Origin of the sequence: Enterobacter sp. J49 (assembly GCF_002148625.1) — a bacterium.
Lineage (GTDB): Bacteria > Pseudomonadota > Gammaproteobacteria > Enterobacterales > Enterobacteriaceae > Enterobacter > Enterobacter ludwigii.
This window is the reverse complement of the sequence record NZ_MWPY01000028.1, coordinates 209,370-225,530: the sequence shown is the minus strand read 5'-3', so window position 1 is coordinate 225,530 and position 16,161 is coordinate 209,370. Positions and strand designations below refer to the sequence as shown.

Annotated in this window: 13 protein-coding genes; all 13 read right to left on the bottom strand. The window is 55.9% G+C overall.

What is annotated here, in order from left to right; genetic code table 11:
* Positions 1 to 82: 82 nt before the first annotated feature.
* The 13 genes from lpxC to BJP35_RS08305 all read right to left on the bottom strand — a co-directional run bounded on the left by lpxC (position 83) and on the right by BJP35_RS08305 (position 16,156).
* On the bottom strand, positions 83 to 1,000 hold the full coding sequence (gene lpxC, locus BJP35_RS08365; protein WP_014168633.1) for a UDP-3-O-acyl-N-acetylglucosamine deacetylase: 918 nt from the start codon (positions 998 to 1,000) through the stop codon (positions 83 to 85).
* Positions 1,001 to 1,101: 101 nt separating this feature from the next.
* Positions 1,102 to 2,253, bottom strand: coding sequence for a cell division protein FtsZ (gene ftsZ / locus BJP35_RS08360; RefSeq protein WP_008501978.1), 1,152 nt, complete (start codon positions 2,251 to 2,253; stop codon positions 1,102 to 1,104).
* Positions 2,254 to 2,316: 63 nt separating this feature from the next.
* Positions 2,317 to 3,573: a cell division protein FtsA gene (ftsA, locus tag BJP35_RS08355; RefSeq protein ID WP_006173845.1), complete on the bottom strand. Its 1,257-nt coding sequence runs from the start codon at positions 3,571 to 3,573 to the stop codon at positions 2,317 to 2,319.
* The gene (gene ftsQ, locus BJP35_RS08350; protein WP_014168632.1) at positions 3,570 to 4,412 is read right to left on the bottom strand and encodes a cell division protein FtsQ; all 843 of its coding nucleotides are present in this window, start codon (positions 4,410 to 4,412) and stop codon (positions 3,570 to 3,572) included. Before ftsQ ends, ftsA begins: the two co-directional genes overlap by 4 nt.
* 1 nt (position 4,413) lies before the next feature.
* On the bottom strand, positions 4,414 to 5,334 hold the full coding sequence (locus tag BJP35_RS08345; RefSeq protein WP_047743409.1) for a D-alanine--D-alanine ligase: 921 nt from the start codon (positions 5,332 to 5,334) through the stop codon (positions 4,414 to 4,416).
* A complete protein-coding gene (murC, locus tag BJP35_RS08340) occupies positions 5,327 to 6,802 on the bottom strand; it encodes a UDP-N-acetylmuramate--L-alanine ligase (RefSeq protein ID WP_014168630.1) in 1,476 nt (491 codons plus the stop codon). Before murC ends, BJP35_RS08345 begins: the two co-directional genes overlap by 8 nt.
* Positions 6,803 to 6,860: 58 nt before the next feature.
* A complete protein-coding gene (murG, locus tag BJP35_RS08335) occupies positions 6,861 to 7,925 on the bottom strand; it encodes an undecaprenyldiphospho-muramoylpentapeptide beta-N-acetylglucosaminyltransferase (protein ID WP_047743408.1) in 1,065 nt (354 codons plus the stop codon).
* The gene (gene ftsW / locus BJP35_RS08330) at positions 7,922 to 9,166 is read right to left on the bottom strand and encodes a cell division protein FtsW (RefSeq protein WP_014168628.1); all 1,245 of its coding nucleotides are present in this window, start codon (positions 9,164 to 9,166) and stop codon (positions 7,922 to 7,924) included. The genes murG and ftsW overlap by 4 nt, the downstream gene beginning before the upstream one ends.
* Positions 9,166 to 10,482, bottom strand: coding sequence for a UDP-N-acetylmuramoyl-L-alanine--D-glutamate ligase (murD, locus tag BJP35_RS08325; protein WP_047955044.1), 1,317 nt, complete (start codon positions 10,480 to 10,482; stop codon positions 9,166 to 9,168). The genes ftsW and murD overlap by 1 nt, the downstream gene beginning before the upstream one ends.
* Before the next feature lie 2 nt (positions 10,483 to 10,484).
* Positions 10,485 to 11,567, bottom strand: coding sequence for a phospho-N-acetylmuramoyl-pentapeptide-transferase (gene mraY / locus BJP35_RS08320; RefSeq protein ID WP_008501985.1), 1,083 nt, complete (start codon positions 11,565 to 11,567; stop codon positions 10,485 to 10,487).
* Positions 11,561 to 12,919: a UDP-N-acetylmuramoyl-tripeptide--D-alanyl-D-alanine ligase gene (murF, locus tag BJP35_RS08315; RefSeq protein ID WP_014168626.1), complete on the bottom strand. Its 1,359-nt coding sequence runs from the start codon at positions 12,917 to 12,919 to the stop codon at positions 11,561 to 11,563. Before murF ends, mraY begins: the two co-directional genes overlap by 7 nt.
* Positions 12,916 to 14,403: a UDP-N-acetylmuramoyl-L-alanyl-D-glutamate--2,6-diaminopimelate ligase gene (murE, locus tag BJP35_RS08310; RefSeq protein ID WP_032679622.1), complete on the bottom strand. Its 1,488-nt coding sequence runs from the start codon at positions 14,401 to 14,403 to the stop codon at positions 12,916 to 12,918. Before murE ends, murF begins: the two co-directional genes overlap by 4 nt.
* On the bottom strand, positions 14,390 to 16,156 hold the full coding sequence (locus BJP35_RS08305) for a peptidoglycan glycosyltransferase FtsI (protein ID WP_014168624.1): 1,767 nt from the start codon (positions 16,154 to 16,156) through the stop codon (positions 14,390 to 14,392). The genes murE and BJP35_RS08305 overlap by 14 nt, the downstream gene beginning before the upstream one ends.
* Positions 16,157 to 16,161: the final 5 nt, after the last annotated feature.

Here is a 16,161-nt window from a genome sequence, read left to right as displayed (position 1 = left end):
GTAAAAATAAAAACGACTGGTCTCCCTGGTCGGAGAGAGTACCAGGTTAACCAGTCGATTTTTTACGAAACGGCTTTAACCGTTACGCCAGTACCGTGTTTGGTGCTTTGAAGGCCAGCGGCAGCTCAGCTTCGTCTTCAAAGGTCACATATTCCCAGGCTTCCTGTTTTGCCAGGACTGCCTGCAACAGTTTGTTGTTCAGTGCATGACCGGATTTAAACGCGGTAAATGCACCAATGATGTTGTGACCACACATAAACAGGTCGCCGATAGCATCCAGCATTTTGTGACGAACGAATTCATCTTCAAAACGCAGACCGTCTTCGTTCAGTACGCGATAATCGTCAACAACGATGGCACAATCGAAGCTGCCGCCCAGGCACAGGCCGCGGGACTGCAGATATTCGATATCACGCATGAAGCCAAACGTACGGGCACGGCTGATCTGGCGCATAAACGCATCAGCAGAGAAGTTCATCGCATAGCGTTGGGTGCTGGCATCAATCGCCGGATGGTTAAAATCGATGGTAAAGTCCAACGAGAAACCATTGTACGGTTTGAATTCAGCCCATTTGTCGCCATCTTCGACGCGAACGGTCTCTTTGATACGAACAAATTTTTTCGCGCAGTTCAGTTCTTCGATGCCGGCATCCAGCAACAGATAGACGAACGGAGCAGCACTACCATCCATGATCGGGATTTCTGGCGCATCGACTTCAACCATAATGTTGTCGATACCCAGACCCGCCAGGGCGGCGTTCAGGTGCTCTACGGTAGAAATCCGCACGTCATGCTCGTTCACCAGACAAGTACAGAGCATAGTATCACGCACAGATTTGGCATCGGCCGGAAAGTCTACCGGTGGATTCAAGTCGGTGCGACGATAGATGACCCCGGTATTGGCCGGCGCAGGGCGTAACGTCAGTGTGACTTTCTTGCCGGTATGTAAACCGACCCCAGTCGCCTGAACGATACGTTTAAGTGTCCTTTGTTTGATCATCGTATAATCTCGCCAAATTAACTATCCAACCGAAAGTGTATATCACTGACGGTGGGCCAGTTTAGCACAAAGAGCGAAAATCCCCAAATTCCAGCCAATTCTTAGTCAGCTTGCTTGCGCAGGAACGCCGGGATATCCAGATAATCTGGCTCTTTCGCCGTTTGCGGAGTGGGGTCGTTAACCACTTTCGCGGCCGGTTTCTGCTCCTGAGTCAGAGGAGACATACCGTGCTGCTGGTAACGATCCATAACCGGCTGCTGAGTCTGTTTGTTGGTCACCAGGGTGATCTCAGGACGCTTGTCCATACCGATACCGGTAGCAACAACAGTAACACGCAGCTCGTCGTTCATTTCCGGGTCAAGGGAAGTACCGATTACCACGGTAGCGTTGTCAGAGGCGAACGCACGGATAGTGTTACCCACGGTTTCAAACTCATCCAGACGCAGGTCGAAGCCAGCGGTAATGTTGACCAGCACGCCGCGCGCACCAGACAGGTCGATATCTTCCAGCAGTGGAGAAGAGATAGCCATTTCAGCCGCTTCTTCTGCACGGTCTTCACCGCTTGCCACGCCAGAGCCCATCATCGCGTAGCCCATTTCGGACATCACGGTACGAACGTCTGCAAAGTCAACGTTCATCAGACCAGGACGGGTAATCAGTTCAGCGATACCCTGCACCGCGCCTTTCAGCACGTCGTTGGCTGCGCCAAAAGCGTCCAGCAGAGAGATACCGCGACCCAGAACTTTCAACAGTTTGTCGTTCGGGATGGTAATCAACGAGTCCACGTGCTTGGACAGTTCAGTGATACCCTGCTCCGCGAAAGCCATACGCTTCTTGCCTTCAAAGTTGAAAGGCTTGGTCACGACAGCAACGGTCAGGATACCTAAATCTTTCGCTACTTCAGCCACAACAGGTGCTGCGCCGGTACCCGTACCGCCACCCATACCCGCTGCGATAAAGACCATGTCCGCACCTTCCAGTGCAGCGCGCAGGGCCTCACGATCTTCTTCAGCCGCATTACGACCGACTTCCGGGTTAGCCCCAGCGCCCAGCCCTTTGGTGATGCCACCGCCGATCTGGATAGTCTGGCCTACAGCCGTCTTACGCAGTGCCTGTGCATCGGTGTTAACTGCAAAGAACTCAACACCTTCAATGCGTTCACGCACCATATGCTCTACGGCGTTACCGCCGCCGCCACCGACGCCGATGACTTTAATCACCGCGTCGTTGGTCAGTTCCATAGGTTCAAACATAATTTCTCTCTCCGTTGTGCCTGTCGCCCGAGACCGCTAATTCTCTCCGGTCTCTTAAAAAAATTAAAACTCTTTTCGCAACCAGTTGTTCAGTCGTTTGACCCACGACCCAACTGAGACGCGTTTTTCCACTTCTGCTTCACCACTGAGATGAGATTCTTTCCCGTAGTGGAGCAGGCCCACAGCCGTTGAATAGTACGGCTCCTGAGCATAATCCGTTAAACCGGTGATATTCAGCGGAGCACCGATACGCACTTGCGTATGGAACACGCGCTGAGCGCAGGCCGCAAGACCTTCAATTTGCGCTGCCCCGCCGGTTAATACAATCCCCGCTGCAAGATGATGTTTCACGCCCTGCTGGCGAAGCTGTTCCTGTAACTGCAAAATCTCTTCGTTGACCAGGTTAAGCAGCTCGGTATAACGCGGCTCAATGACCTCTGCCAACGTCTGGCGCTGCAGGCTGCGCGGTGGACGTCCGCCCACGCTCGGCACTTCAACGCTCTCATCTTTGCCAACGATAGACCCCAGCGCACAGCCGTGGCGTACTTTAATCGCTTCTGCATCACTCGGTGGCGTACCAAAAGCGTAAGCAATATCGCTGGTCACAACGTTCCCGGCATACGGGATCACTTTGGTGTGGCGCAGCGCACCGCCGGTATACACGGCCATGTCCATTGTACCACCACCAATATCGACCACACAGACACCCAGTTCACGTTCATCTTCGGTCAGCACGGAATAGCTCGCTGCAAGACCTGCGAAAATGAGTTGGTCAACTTTCAGGCCACAACGTTCAACGGCTTTTACAATGTTCTTCGCCATATCGTTGTGACATGTGATCAAGTGCACTTTTGCCTGCATACGTACGCCGGAAAGACCGACCGGGTTTTTGATCCCTTCCTGGTAGTCAATCGCATACTCCTGCGGGATCACGTGCAGCACGCGATGCTCATCGCGAACGCGCACGGATTTCGCCGTATGTACAACGTTTTCAACGTCTTCCTGCGTCACTTCTTCTTCGGAAATCGGCACCATGCCGATTTCGTTCTGGCAGCTAATGTGCTTACCCGAAAGCGCCAGATAAACAGAGGAAATCTGGCAATCTGCCATCAATTCAGCCTGATCGATGGCGCGCTGTACGCACTTCACCACCGACTCAAGATCGTTAACCCCACCTTTATCCATACCACGGGACGGGCAACTGCCCACGCCAATGATATTGACCATACCGTCGGGCAGAACTTCCCCTACTAAAGCGGCAACCTTCGCGGTGCCAATCTCCAGTCCAACTACCAGTTTTCTGTCCGTCGCCTTGATCATTGTTGTTCTGCCTGTACCTGTGCCTGATTCTGTTGCTGATTAGGTTCCTCGACCGGAGCCGGTTCCCAACCGACTGCTGCGCCTGAGTCATAGCGCAAATCAACGTAGCTTATCCGTTTGCCGTCAGTCTGTGCCTGCTGCTGTAAAACCGGGTAAAGTTCTACAAATCGCGCCAGACGTTTCATTGTGTCCCCGCGACCCAGGTTGAGCTTAATGCCGTTCGTTAACGTCAGTTGCCAGGAGCGGCGCGCCGTCATTGCAGCATCTTTTAGCGTAAACCTGTCCTTCGCCAGCACCTGCCCCATTTCACGAAAACCTTGTAACACTTCGTTTTCGCTACCTTCCGGGCCATACAACATCGGTAAATTTTGCTTGTTGACACGATCGGCCGGGACGCTGAAGGAATTTCCGTCTACGTCAACCATGTGCTGATCATTCCAACGCGCAATGGGCACATATTCAACCAGATGAATCTTCAATTCATCAGGCCATTGCTTTCTGACACTCGCCTGTTTTATCCATGGCAGACGTTCAATCTGACTCTGGATAATATTGACGTCCTGCGTCATAAAGGTGCCAGGCGATCCCAGCGCCAGAATTGTCTGGCGAATGTCATCGTTACGGGTGTAATGACGCTCACCGGTGACCACCAGCTTCGAAAGCGGCAACCGTTGCGCATCTTCCATCCAGCCCAGAACCATCCAGCCGCTGATAAACACGGTGCACAGCACCCCGAGCAGGAAAATAATACCTGCAAGACGCGTTCCATTACTCCGGCGTGAAGAAGAGTATTCTTCTTCGTCATCGCGGTTGCGCGTGTTCAATGCAGCCTGAGACATATCAGCCCGCCTGGTCCAGAATACGTACGACTAATTGCGAGAAGCTCATCCCCGCCTGACGCGCTGCCATCGGCACAAGGCTGTGGCTGGTCATTCCCGGAGAAGTATTTGCTTCCAGCAGATAAAATTGTCCATCACTGTCGAGCATCACGTCGATGCGGCCCCATCCACGGCAACCCAGAACATGCCAGGCTTTAACCACCAGGGACTGTAAATCGGTTTCACGCTCAGCTTCAAGGCCACTTGGGCAGAAATATTGCGTCTCATCAGAGAGATACTTCGCCTCATAATCATAGAAGGTTCCGGCCGGTTGGATACGAATTGACGGTAAAATTTCTTCGCCAAGCATCGCGACGGTAAATTCCGGCCCGCTGAGCCATTTTTCAATCAGAACTTCTTCATCATGTTGAAATGCCGAGGCTAAAGCGGAAGATAAATCCTCAGCTTTCTCAACTTTGGACATGCCAACGCTCGACCCTTCGCGGCTGGGCTTTACAATAACCGGTAAGCCCAGCTCAGCAATGCGTGCATTAACGCTATCGGAGAGGCCCATTTCAAATTCGCGACGCGTCAGGGCAACCCAGGGGGCAACGGGTAAACCCGCGCCCTGCCACAGCAGTTTGCTGCGCAGTTTATCCATAGAAATGGCGGAGGCCATCACACCGCTGCCGGTGTACGGCATGCCGGTGAGTTCCAGCAGCCCCTGAAGGGTGCCGTCTTCGCCACCACGGCCATGTAACGCGATAAAGACTTTATCGAAGCCCATCGCCTTTAACTGGGTTACGTCAGTCTCTTTCGGATCGACCAGGTGCGCATCCACACCACCTTCACGCAGGCCCGCCAGTACAGCGGTACCTGAATTCAGGGAAACCTCGCGCTCGGCGGATGTGCCGCCAGACAGGACAGCAATCTTATCAGCCATGATGCTCATCCTCCTGAGTTTGCGGCTTCAGTTTGATTTCAGCTAAGGTACGGGCGATTTTGCCGATATTTCCCGCGCCCTGAATCAGAATTAAATCGTTGCCGGTCAGTACCGGGGCCAGAATTTCAGCCACCTGAGCAGGATCGGAAACCAAAATAGGGTCTACTTTACCGCGTCCGCGGATGGTACGACATAAAGAACGGCTGTCTGCACCAGGAATAGGAGTTTCGCCCGCTGCATAAACATCCAGCATCAGGAGCGTATCCACCTGTGACAGGACGCTGGCGAAATCGTCATACAGGTCACGGGTACGCGTGAAACGGTGCGGCTGGAAGATCATGACCAGATTTTTTTCTGGCCAGCCTGCACGCGCGGCTTTGATCGTCGCGTCCACTTCCGTCGGGTGGTGACCGTAGTCATCAACCAGCATGGCAGTACCGGGTTTACCGTTCACCGCCTCCAGCGGGTATTCACCGAGGAAGTCGAAGCGACGCCCGGTTCCCTGGAAGCTTTCCAGTGCACGAAGAATGGCTTCGTCATCAATACCTTCTTCTGTCGCCACGGCCACTGCCGCTGCGGCATTCAGGGCGTTGTGACGCCCTGGTGCATTCAGGGTGACATGCAGCAGTTCTTTGTCCTGACGCGCCAGGGTGAAATGCCCCTGAGCACCCAGCTGTTTGTAATCTTCCACGCGGACATCAGCATCTTCGCTGAAGCCGTAAGTCGTGATTTGACGTCCGACGCGCGGCAACAGCTCGCGAATCACCGGATCGTCTACACACATTACCGCGCGTCCATAGAACGGCAGGTTGTGCAGGAAATTAATAAAGGTCTGCTTTAAGTTCTCGAAGTCGCCCTGGTAAGTATCCATATGGTCGGCTTCGATATTGGTGACAATGGCGACCATCGGCTGCAGATGCAGGAACGACGCATCGCTCTCATCCGCTTCGGCAATTAAATAACGGCTGTGCCCGAGACGCGCATGCACGCCTGCCGCTTTTACCAGACCACCATTGACGAACGTCGGATCGAGGCCCGCTTCTGCATAAATGCTGGAGACCATCGCCGTGGTGGTGGTTTTGCCGTGGGTTCCGGCAATCGCAATGCCATGACGAAAACGCATCAACTCCGCCAGCATTTCCGCACGGCGGATCACCGGAATACGCGCTTCGTGCGCGGCCACGATTTCCGGGTTATCAGAGGAGATGGCGCTCGACACGACCACCACACTCGCATCGCGCACGTTTTCCGGGCGATGATTGAAATAGATAGTCGCCCCAAGCGACGCCAACTGCTGCGTAACAGGGTTTGGCGCCAGGTCAGACCCGCTGATCTGATAGCCTTCGTTAGCTAACACTTCGGCAATACCGCCCATGCCAGCACCACCGATGCCAACAAAGTGAATGTGCCGGACGCGACGCATCTCGGGCACGATAGAACGCAGTTTTGCCAGTTGTTGTGTATTCATTCTCTAAACGCCATCGACTACTTAAAAAATTCGTGCAGCGCAACACGCGCTGCGAGGGTTAAGCCTGTGCTGCCAGGCTCACTTCTTTTGCCACCCGTTCCGTGGCATCAGGAATAGCGGTCGCGCGTGCGCGTTGCGCCATCTCCAGTAATGCCTCTCTGTTCCAGCCCGCCAGGGTGGTGGCGACCGCATCGGCGGTAAATTGTGGCTGTTCAAATATTTTCGCGGCGCCGGCTTTCTCAAGCGGCAGCGCATTCCAGTACTGCTGTCTGTCTTTGTGCTGAAACGGCACAAACAGAGCCGGCAACCCGGCGGCGGCAATTTCGCTCACCGTCAATGCGCCAGAGCGGCAGACCACGACATCGGCCCAGGCATACGCTGCGGCCATGTCGTCGATAAATTCCGTCACTTTATGCTGCGGCTGGCCTTCATCGACGTAAGCCTGCTCAACCATCTGCTGAGCACCTTTTCCGCTTTGGTGCCAGATTGTCACCGCATCACCCAGCTTTGCTGCAACCTGCGGCATCGTCTGGTTTAAAATGCGTGCGCCCTGAGAACCGCCAACGACCAGCACACGGACCGGCCCTTCACGACCAGGCAGGCGCGCATCCGGTAATGGCAGCGCCAGCACGTCTACGCGCACCGGGTTACCCACCACGTCCGCCTTCGGGAAGGCTCCTGGGAAAGCCTGCATCACTTTGGTGGCAATTTTCGCCAGCCATTTATTGGTCAGACCGGCAATGCCGTTCTGCTCATGCAGCACCACGGGGATGCCCAATGACCAGGCCGCCAGCCCACCCGGACCAGAAACATAGCCGCCCATCCCCAGCACCACATCAGGCTTAAAACGCTTCATGATGGCGCGCGCCTGACGCCAGGCGTTGAAAATACGCACCGGTGCCAGAAGCTGGGCCTCAATGCCTTTTCCGCGTAAGCCGGAAATGCGAATAAAGTCGATCTCGATACCGTGCTTCGGTACCAGGTCGGCTTCCATGCGGTCCGCGGTTCCCAGCCAGCGTACCTGCCAGCCCTGATCCATTAAATGGTGCGCAACTGCGAGCCCCGGGAACACATGTCCACCGGTACCGCCTGCCATCACCATTAACCGCTTCGGTTGATTCATCGTGAACCTCGTGTAAACGCCTGGGCTTTTTCCAGACGCGTTTCATAATCTATGCGTAACAACATCATGATGGCCGTCGACATAATCAGCAGACTGGAACCACCATAACTGATCAACGGCAACGTCAGGCCTTTGGTCGGCAGCATACCCGCTGCGGCCCCGACGTTAACCAATGCCTGGAAACTAAACCAGATACCTATTGAGCAGGCTAAGAAACCTGAAAAGCGGTGATCGATCTCCAGCGCTTTCCGCCCAATCGACATGGCGCGGAAAGCGACGAAGAATACCATTAATAGCGCTAATACCACACCGATATAACCCAGTTCTTCCCCAATAATGGAGAAGATGAAGTCAGTGTGCGCTTCGGGTAAATACTCCAGTTTCTGTACCGAGTTGCCCAGCCCCTGACCCCAGACTTCACCGCGACCAAAAGCCATTAGCGACTGCGTCAGCTGATAACCGCTGCCAAACGGGTCTTCCCACGGGTTCCAGAATGAGGTCACACGGCGGATACGGTAAGGCTCGGCGAGGATCAGCAGCACAACCGCTGAGATACCCATTCCGATGATGGCGATGAACTGCCACAGCTTCGCCCCGGCCAGGAACAGCATTGCCAGCGTGGTGACAAACAGCACGACCACGGTACCAAGGTCAGGCTGCGCCAGCAGTAAGACCGCCAGCACCAGAATAACGCCCATGGGTTTTAAGAAGCCGCGCAGGTTATTACGCACTTCATCCACTTTACGTACCAGGTAGTTAGCCAGGTAGCAGAACAGGGAGAGCTTGGTAAATTCCGCGGGCTGAATACGCAGTGGGCCAAAGGCAATCCAGCGCGATGCTCCGTTTACGGAGCTCCCCACCACCAGTACGATCAGCAGCATAATGATGGAGGCGATCAGCATCGCGGTACTGTGCCGCTGCCAGAACTCCATCGGCAGACGTAATGTCACCAGCGCCAGACAGAACGCCAGGATGATGTACAGGCCATCACGTTTCGCAAACAGGAATGGATCGTTCGCCAGCCGCTGCCCGACAGGCATTGACGCCGAGGTCACCATGATAAAACCAACCGCCGCCAGTCCCAGCGTGAGCCAGAAGAGCGTACGGTCGTACATGACCAGGCTGTCGTTATCTTTTTGACGAGAGCCCATCACCCAGCCTTTGAGTGCCGCAAACACCCACGCCAGAACGCCAAATCCTGGCAGGCGCGGCATTTTCAGGCGAGGGAGAGATAAACGCATCAGCCTAACTCCTTCGCCAGACGGGTAAAGAGATCGCCACGCTGTTCGAAATTCTTGAATTGATCGAGACTGGCGCAGGCCGGAGAGAGCAGCACCATATCACCCGGCTTCACGCGAGGGGCAATCAGCCGCATCGCCTGCTCCATGGTCTCGGTTTGCTCGGCAATGTCAGGACGCAGCTCAGCCAGCTCACTGCCGTCGCGACCAAAGCAGTACAAGCGGATATTATTCCCGGCGAGATACGGTTTCAGCGTGGAGAAATCCGCCGATTTACCGTCGCCGCCCAGCAGTAAATGCAGGGTCCCTTCAACGTGCAGGCCGTTCAGGGCGGCCTCGGTACTGCCGACGTTGGTGGCTTTTGAGTCATTAATCCAGCGCACACCGTTATGCTCCAGCGCCAGCTGGAAACGGTGCGCCAGGCCGGTAAAGGTGGTCAATGCTTGCAGGCTGGACGAACGCGGCAGCCCTACGGCATCCGCCAGCGCCAGCGCCGCCAGAGCATTGGTGTAGTTATGCTGGCCGGTGAGCTTCATCTCTTTCACGTTCAGCACTTTCTCACCCTTCACGCGCAGCCAGGTTTCGCCCAGTTGACGGTTAAGATGATAGTCACCCATGGTAATGCCAAAGCTAATGCAGCGATCGTCCGCTCCGCGCACCGGCATGGTCAGGGCGTCATCCGCGTTGACGACGCAGACCTTCGCATTTTCATAAATGCGCAGTTTGGCGGCGCGGTACTGCTGCAGACCAAACGGATAGCGATCCATATGATCTTCAGTAACGTTAAGGATCGTCGCCGCGGCCGCACGAAGGCTGGAGGTCGTTTCCAGCTGGAAGCTGGAAAGCTCGAGGACGTACAATTCACAGCCCTTATCCAGCAACATCAGCGCTGGCAGGCCAATATTGCCTCCCACGCCCACGTTCATGCCCGCCGCTTTCGCCATCTCACCCACAAGGGTGGTGACGGTGCTTTTACCGTTAGAGCCGGTAATCGCGACAACGGGTGCCTGCGCTTCACGGCAGAACAACTCAATATCACCGACAATCTCAACGCCCGCATCGGCCGCGGCGCTGAGTGAAGGATGCGCCAGCGCCATACCGGGGCTGGCGACAATCAGATCGGCTGCCAGCAGCCAGTCATCATTCAGACCACCAAGGTGGCGTTCAACCTGTTCCGGCAGTTTATCCAGACCCGGCGGAGAAACACGCGTATCCATTACGCGAGGCGTCACGCCGCGCGCGAGGAAAAAGTCCACGCAGGAGAGGCCTGTCAGCCCCAACCCGATGATAACGACTTTTTTGCCCTGGTAATCTGCCATGATTAACGTACCTTCAGCGTTGCCAGGCCAATCAGCACCAGCATCAGCGAAATAATCCAGAAGCGCACAATCACGCGCGGTTCCGGCCAGCCTTTCAGTTCATAGTGATGGTGAATCGGTGCCATACGGAAGATGCGCTGACCGCGCAGCTTGAAGGACCCGACCTGCAAAATCACTGAAAGGGTTTCAACCACAAATACCCCACCCATAATCACCAGCAGGAACTCCTGGCGCAGCAGTACGGCAATAATGCCCAGCGCGCCGCCCAGAGCCAGTGAACCGACGTCACCCATAAAGACCTGCGCCGGGTAGGTGTTGAACCACAGGAAGCCCAGTCCCGCCCCGACAATCGCCGTACAGACGATAACCAGTTCGCCTGCGTGTCGCAGGTATGGAATGTGCAGATAGTTAGCAAAGTTCATGTTACCGGTGGCCCACGCCACCAGCGCAAAACCGGCGGCGACGAAGACGGTTGGCATAATCGCCAGGCCATCCAGACCGTCGGTCAGGTTTACGGCGTTACCGGTGCCCACGATGACGAAGTAGGCCAGCAGAATGTAGAACAGCCCCAGCTGCGGCATCACATCTTTAAAGAACGGCACCACCAACTCGGTGGCGGGTGTGTCTTTTCCTGCCAGATACAGCGCGAAGGCCACGCCCAGCGCAATCACCGACATCCAGAAGTATTTCCAGCGGGCGATCAGGCCCTTGGTGTCTTTACGCACGACCTTGCGGTAATCATCAACAAACCCAATGATGCCGTAGCCCACCAGCACGGTAAGTACGCACCAGACGTACGGGTTAGAGGGATAAGCCCACAGCAGTACGGAAACAACGATCGCGGTCAGGATCATGATCCCGCCCATGGTCGGCGTACCCCGCTTGCTGAAGTGCGACTCCGGACCGTCGTTACGCACAACCTGACCGAAGGAGAGTTTTTGCAGACGGGCAATCATGCGCGGGCCCATCCACAAAGAGATGAACAGCGCAGTCAGCAGGCTGACAATGGCGCGAAACGTCAGATAGGAAAAGACGTTAAAGCCTGAATAATATTTGACCAAATGTTCGGCCAGCCAAACTAACATGTCCCGTTCTCCTGTAATGCGTGCACAACCTCTTCCATGGCGGCACTACGTGAACCTTTCACTAACACAGTCACAATTTGTTTTTCTGTCATCAATGCCTTAAGGCGTTCAATCAGCGCGGCTTTATCGGCAAAGTGCTCGCCAACACCGCTGGCATGGCTAATCGCCTGGCTCAGTTTTCCGGCGCTCAGCACGCAATCAATACCTGCCGCTTTCGCCGCGTCCCCCACCTGGACATGACACGCTTCGCTTTCATCACCCAGCTCAGCCATATCGCCCACCACCAGCACGCGATAACCTGGCATCTCAGACAACACCTGCACCGCCGCGGTCATTGAGCCGACGTTCGCGTTATAGGAGTCATCCAGAAGCAGTTTGTTTTCCGCAAGCTGGATCGGGAACAGACGCCCCGGCACGGCTTTTAAATTTGCCAGACCGGTTTTAATCGCCTGATGCGACGCACCAACCGCCATCGACAGCGCCGCTGCCGCGAGCGCATTGGCGATATTATGACGACCCGGCAATGGCAGAAGCACCTCAATGCCACCGGTTGGGGTATTAAGGGTGAATTCCGTGCCATGCGAAGTCACATGAATATTGGTCGCGGTAAAATCACTGTTGGCCGCGTTCGGCGAGAAGCGCCAGGTCTTGCGGGAACCAATGATCTGTTGCCAGTTCAGCCAGTCATTGTTGTCGGCATTCATAATGGCGATACCGTCTTCCGGCAGGCCGGTATAGATCTCGCCTTTAGCTTTCGCCACGCCTTCCAGCGAACCAAAACCTTCCAGATGTGCAGCGGCCAGGTTATTCACCAGCGCTGCTTCCGGGCGCGTCAGTCTCACGGTCCAGGCGATTTCGCCCTGGTGGTTTGCCCCTAACTCGATCACGGCAAATTCATGCTCTTTGGTCAGGCGAAGTAATGTCATCGGCACGCCGATATCATTGTTAAGGTTGCCTGCTGTATAAAGCGTATTTCCGCACTGGCTCAGGATGGCCGCAGTCATCTCTTTCACAGAGGTTTTGCCTGATGAACCGGTCAGCGCGACGACGCGCGTCGGCACCTGCTGACGAACCCAGGCCGCCAGCTCGCCGAATGCCAGACGGGTATCTTTCACCACGATCTGCGGCAGATCGACAGCGAGTTTACGGCTGACCAGCAGCGCCCCTGCACCATTCTCCCTGGCCTGTTGTGCAAAATCATGCGCGTCAAAACGTTCGCCCTTCAGCGCCACAAACAGACAACCCGGGGTCACTTTGCGGGTATCGGTCGTCACGGCCTCGATGGTCAGATCGTGACCCAGCAGCTCGCCCTGCAGTACCGCAGCGGCCTGACTTAAGGTGATGCTAATCATGCCACGACTCCCAGCAGACGCGCGGCCGTGACGCGGTCCGAATAATCGAGACGACGGTTGCCAACAATCTGATAATCCTCATGGCCTTTCCCGGCCAGCAGCACAACGTCGTTTTCCTGAGCCTGCATGATGGCGTTGGTCACGGCTTCCGCACGGCCTTCCACCACGCGGGCGCGGCCTGCATCCAGCATGCCCGACAGAATGTCGTTAATAATGGCGCGCGGCTCTTCAGTACGCGGGTTGTCATCGGTCACAACCGGAATATCCGCGAACTGTTCAGCAATGGCACCCATCAGTGGACGTTTGCCCTTATCACGGTCGCCACCGCAGCCAAACACACACCAGAGCTTACCGGTGCAGTGCAGACGCGCCGCTTCAAGTGCTTTTTCCAGTGCGTCCGGCGTGTGGGCATAATCGACCACCACGGTCGGTTTGCCCGGTGCGCTGAACACTTCCATACGGCCACATACCGGCTGCAGACGCTCGGCCGTTTCCAGCAGCGCGTTCATCGGATAACCCAGCGCCAGCAGCGTCGCCAGCGCCAGCAGCAGGTTGCTGACGTTAAACGCACCCATCAGACGGCTTTCAATTTCACCGTCACCCCATGAGGAGGTAAAACGAATGGTGGCGCCACTGTCGTGATAATCCACCGCAACCGCCTTCAGCCAGCGGCCGTGGCAGTTCGGGTTGATATGGTCTTCCATCGACACCGCAACCGCATCCGGCAGCTTCGCCAGCCAGCGGCGACCGACTTCGTCGTCAGCGTTGATGATGGCCTGTCCGCTATGGTGGGTGGAGTAGAGCAGCCATTTCGCCGCTTCGTAATGCTCCATATCACCATGATAATCAAGGTGATCGCGGCTCAGGTTAGTGAATACCGAGGCGGCAAACTTCAGCGCCGCCACGCGGTGCTGCACCAGACCGTGGGAAGAGACTTCCATCGCGGCAAAGGTTGCCCCCTGCCCTGCCAGGCCGGCCAGCACATGCTGTACGTCGACTGCGGAGCCGGTGGTGTTTTCGGTCGGGCTCACTTTGCCCAACAGACCGTTACCGACAGTTCCCATGACCGCACCGGTTTCACCCAGCAGCTGCGCCCACTGCGCCATGAGCTGCGTGGTCGTGGTTTTGCCGTTTGTACCTGTCACGCCCACCAGACGCAGCCGATCGGACGGTTCGTGATAGAAACGTCCGGCCAGCGCAGAAAGACGCTCGTTTAACTGGCTGAGATAGATGACCGGCACCCCGTGCATTTCACGGATTTCACCGTCGGTTGCCTCATCTTTAGCCTCAGCAATAATGGCAGCAACACCTTGCGCAATCGCCTGCGGGATATAACGACGCCCGTCCGCCTGATGACCGACCACCGCCACAAAAAGATCGCCAGAAGCAGCCGCACGGCTGTCCAGTACCATCTCTCGCAGTGCTCGCTCCGGTGCATTAGGCACCCACGGAGCGAGAAGGTCGCGCAAATTACGATCTGCCACCTGTACCCTCGCCTTGATTAATTACAAATTCACTTTTCTCGCCCGTTGCCAGCGCATCCGGTTCGATGTTCATGGTGCGCAACACGCCGCCCATGATGGCCCCGAACACAGGCGCGGAAACGGCGCCGCCGTAGTATTTACCCGCCTGTGGATCGTTAATGACGACCACCAGCGCAAAACGCGGATTACTGGCAGGCGCAACGCCTGCGGTATAGGCAATGTATTTGTTGATGTAACGGCCGTCTGGCCCCACTTTTTTCGCGGTACCGGTTTTGATGGCGATGCGATAGCCTTTGATCGCCGCCTTCACGCCGCCGCCGCCAGGCAGCGCCACGCTTTCCATCATATGAACGACGGTACGAACGATGGATTCCGGGAAGATACGCTCACCCGGAACCGGTGGATCAACTTTGGTAATGGACAGCGGACGATAGACGCCATAGCTGCCAATCGTTGCGTAGACTCGCGCTAACTGTAACGGCGTTACCATTAGCCCGTAGCCGAAAGAGAAGGTGGCCCTCTCTATGTCAGACCACCGTTGTTTTTGAGGATATAAGCCACTGCGTTCTCCGACCAACCCCAAATTGGTCGCCTTTCCAAGCCCAAAACGTGAGTAAGTCTCTACTAACGCTGAGGACGGCATCGCTAACGCCAGCTTTGAAACGCCAACGTTACTCGACTTCTGTAAAACCCCGGTCAGGGTCAATTCGCTGTAGCGCGCCACGTCTTTAATCTCGTGGCCGTTAATACGGTAAGGGATCGTGTTCAGAACCGTGTTTTCATTGACGATGCCACGCTGGAGCGCCGTCATGACCACCATCGGTTTCACCGTGGAGCCCGGTTCGAACACGTCGGTAATCGCCCGGTTACGCATCGCATCTTTTGCGGTGCCGGTAAAGTTGTTCGGGTTATAGGACGGGCTGTTGGCCATCGCCAGCACTTCGCCCGTACTGACGTCCACCAGCACAGCGCTGCCGGATTCCGCCTTGTTGAAGGCGACGGCGTTGTTCAGCTCGCGGTAGACCAATGCCTGCAGACGCTCATCAATACTCAGCGCCAGGTTGTGTGCCGCCTGACTGTCCGTGGAAGAGATATCTTCGATAACGCGGCCGTAGCGGTCTTTACGAACAATTCGCTCGCCAGGCTGGCCGGTGAGCCATTTATCGAAGCTTTTTTCAACGCCCTCAATCCCCTGGCTATCAACGTTGGTAAAGCCAATGAGGTGAGCGGTTACTTCGCCGGAAGGATAGTAGCGGCGGGATTCTTCACGAAGGTGAATACCCGGCAGCTTCAGCTTACGAATGTAGTCCGCCATGTCAGGGTTGACCTGACGCGCCAGATAGATAAAACGCCCTTTTGGATTGGCGTTGACGCGGGAAGCGAGCTGATCCAGCGGCATTTTCAGGGCATCCGAGAGCGCCTTCCAGCGGTTATCAAGCGTAATGCCACCCGCATCGTGCAGCTCTTTCGGATCGGCCCAGATGGCTTTAACCGGTACGCTCACGGCCAGTGGACGGCCTGAGCGGTCGGTGATCATCCCGCGGGACGTCGACACTTCCTGAACGCGAAGGGAACGCATGTCGCCCTGTCGAACCAGCATGTCAGGGGCGATGATTTGCAACCATGCCACGCGTCCCAGCAGGAAACCCAGCGCCAGTAAAATGCAGCCGCAAAGCAACGCAAAACGCCAACTGATAAAGTTGGCCTGTTCTTCCTGACGTTTTGGTTTAAGCGTTTTTGCCGCTGCTCTCATGCGTC

Excerpts from the sequence above, each read along its gene's own strand:
- lpxC (WP_014168633.1), bottom strand. The coding sequence starts at position 1,000 with ATGATCAAACAAAGGACACTTAAACGTATCGTTCAGGCGACTGGGGTC.
- ftsZ (WP_008501978.1), bottom strand. The coding sequence starts at position 2,253 with ATGTTTGAACCTATGGAACTGACCAACGACGCGGTGATTAAAGTCATC.
- ftsA (WP_006173845.1), bottom strand. The coding sequence starts at position 3,573 with ATGATCAAGGCGACGGACAGAAAACTGGTAGTTGGACTGGAGATTGGC.
- ftsQ (WP_014168632.1), bottom strand. The coding sequence starts at position 4,412 with ATGTCTCAGGCTGCATTGAACACGCGCAACCGCGATGACGAAGAAGAA.
- BJP35_RS08345 (WP_047743409.1), bottom strand. The coding sequence starts at position 5,334 with ATGGCTGATAAGATTGCTGTCCTGTCTGGCGGCACATCCGCCGAGCGC.
- murC (WP_014168630.1), bottom strand. The coding sequence starts at position 6,802 with ATGAATACACAACAACTGGCAAAACTGCGTTCTATCGTGCCCGAGATG.
- murG (WP_047743408.1), bottom strand. The coding sequence starts at position 7,925 with ATGAATCAACCGAAGCGGTTAATGGTGATGGCAGGCGGTACCGGTGGA.
- ftsW (WP_014168628.1), bottom strand. The coding sequence starts at position 9,166 with ATGCGTTTATCTCTCCCTCGCCTGAAAATGCCGCGCCTGCCAGGATTT.
- murD (WP_047955044.1), bottom strand. The coding sequence starts at position 10,482 with ATGGCAGATTACCAGGGCAAAAAAGTCGTTATCATCGGGTTGGGGCTG.
- mraY (WP_008501985.1), bottom strand. The coding sequence starts at position 11,567 with ATGTTAGTTTGGCTGGCCGAACATTTGGTCAAATATTATTCAGGCTTT.
- murF (WP_014168626.1), bottom strand. The coding sequence starts at position 12,919 with ATGATTAGCATCACCTTAAGTCAGGCCGCTGCGGTACTGCAGGGCGAG.
- BJP35_RS08305 (WP_014168624.1), bottom strand. The coding sequence starts at position 16,156 with ATGAGAGCAGCGGCAAAAACGCTTAAACCAAAACGTCAGGAAGAACAG.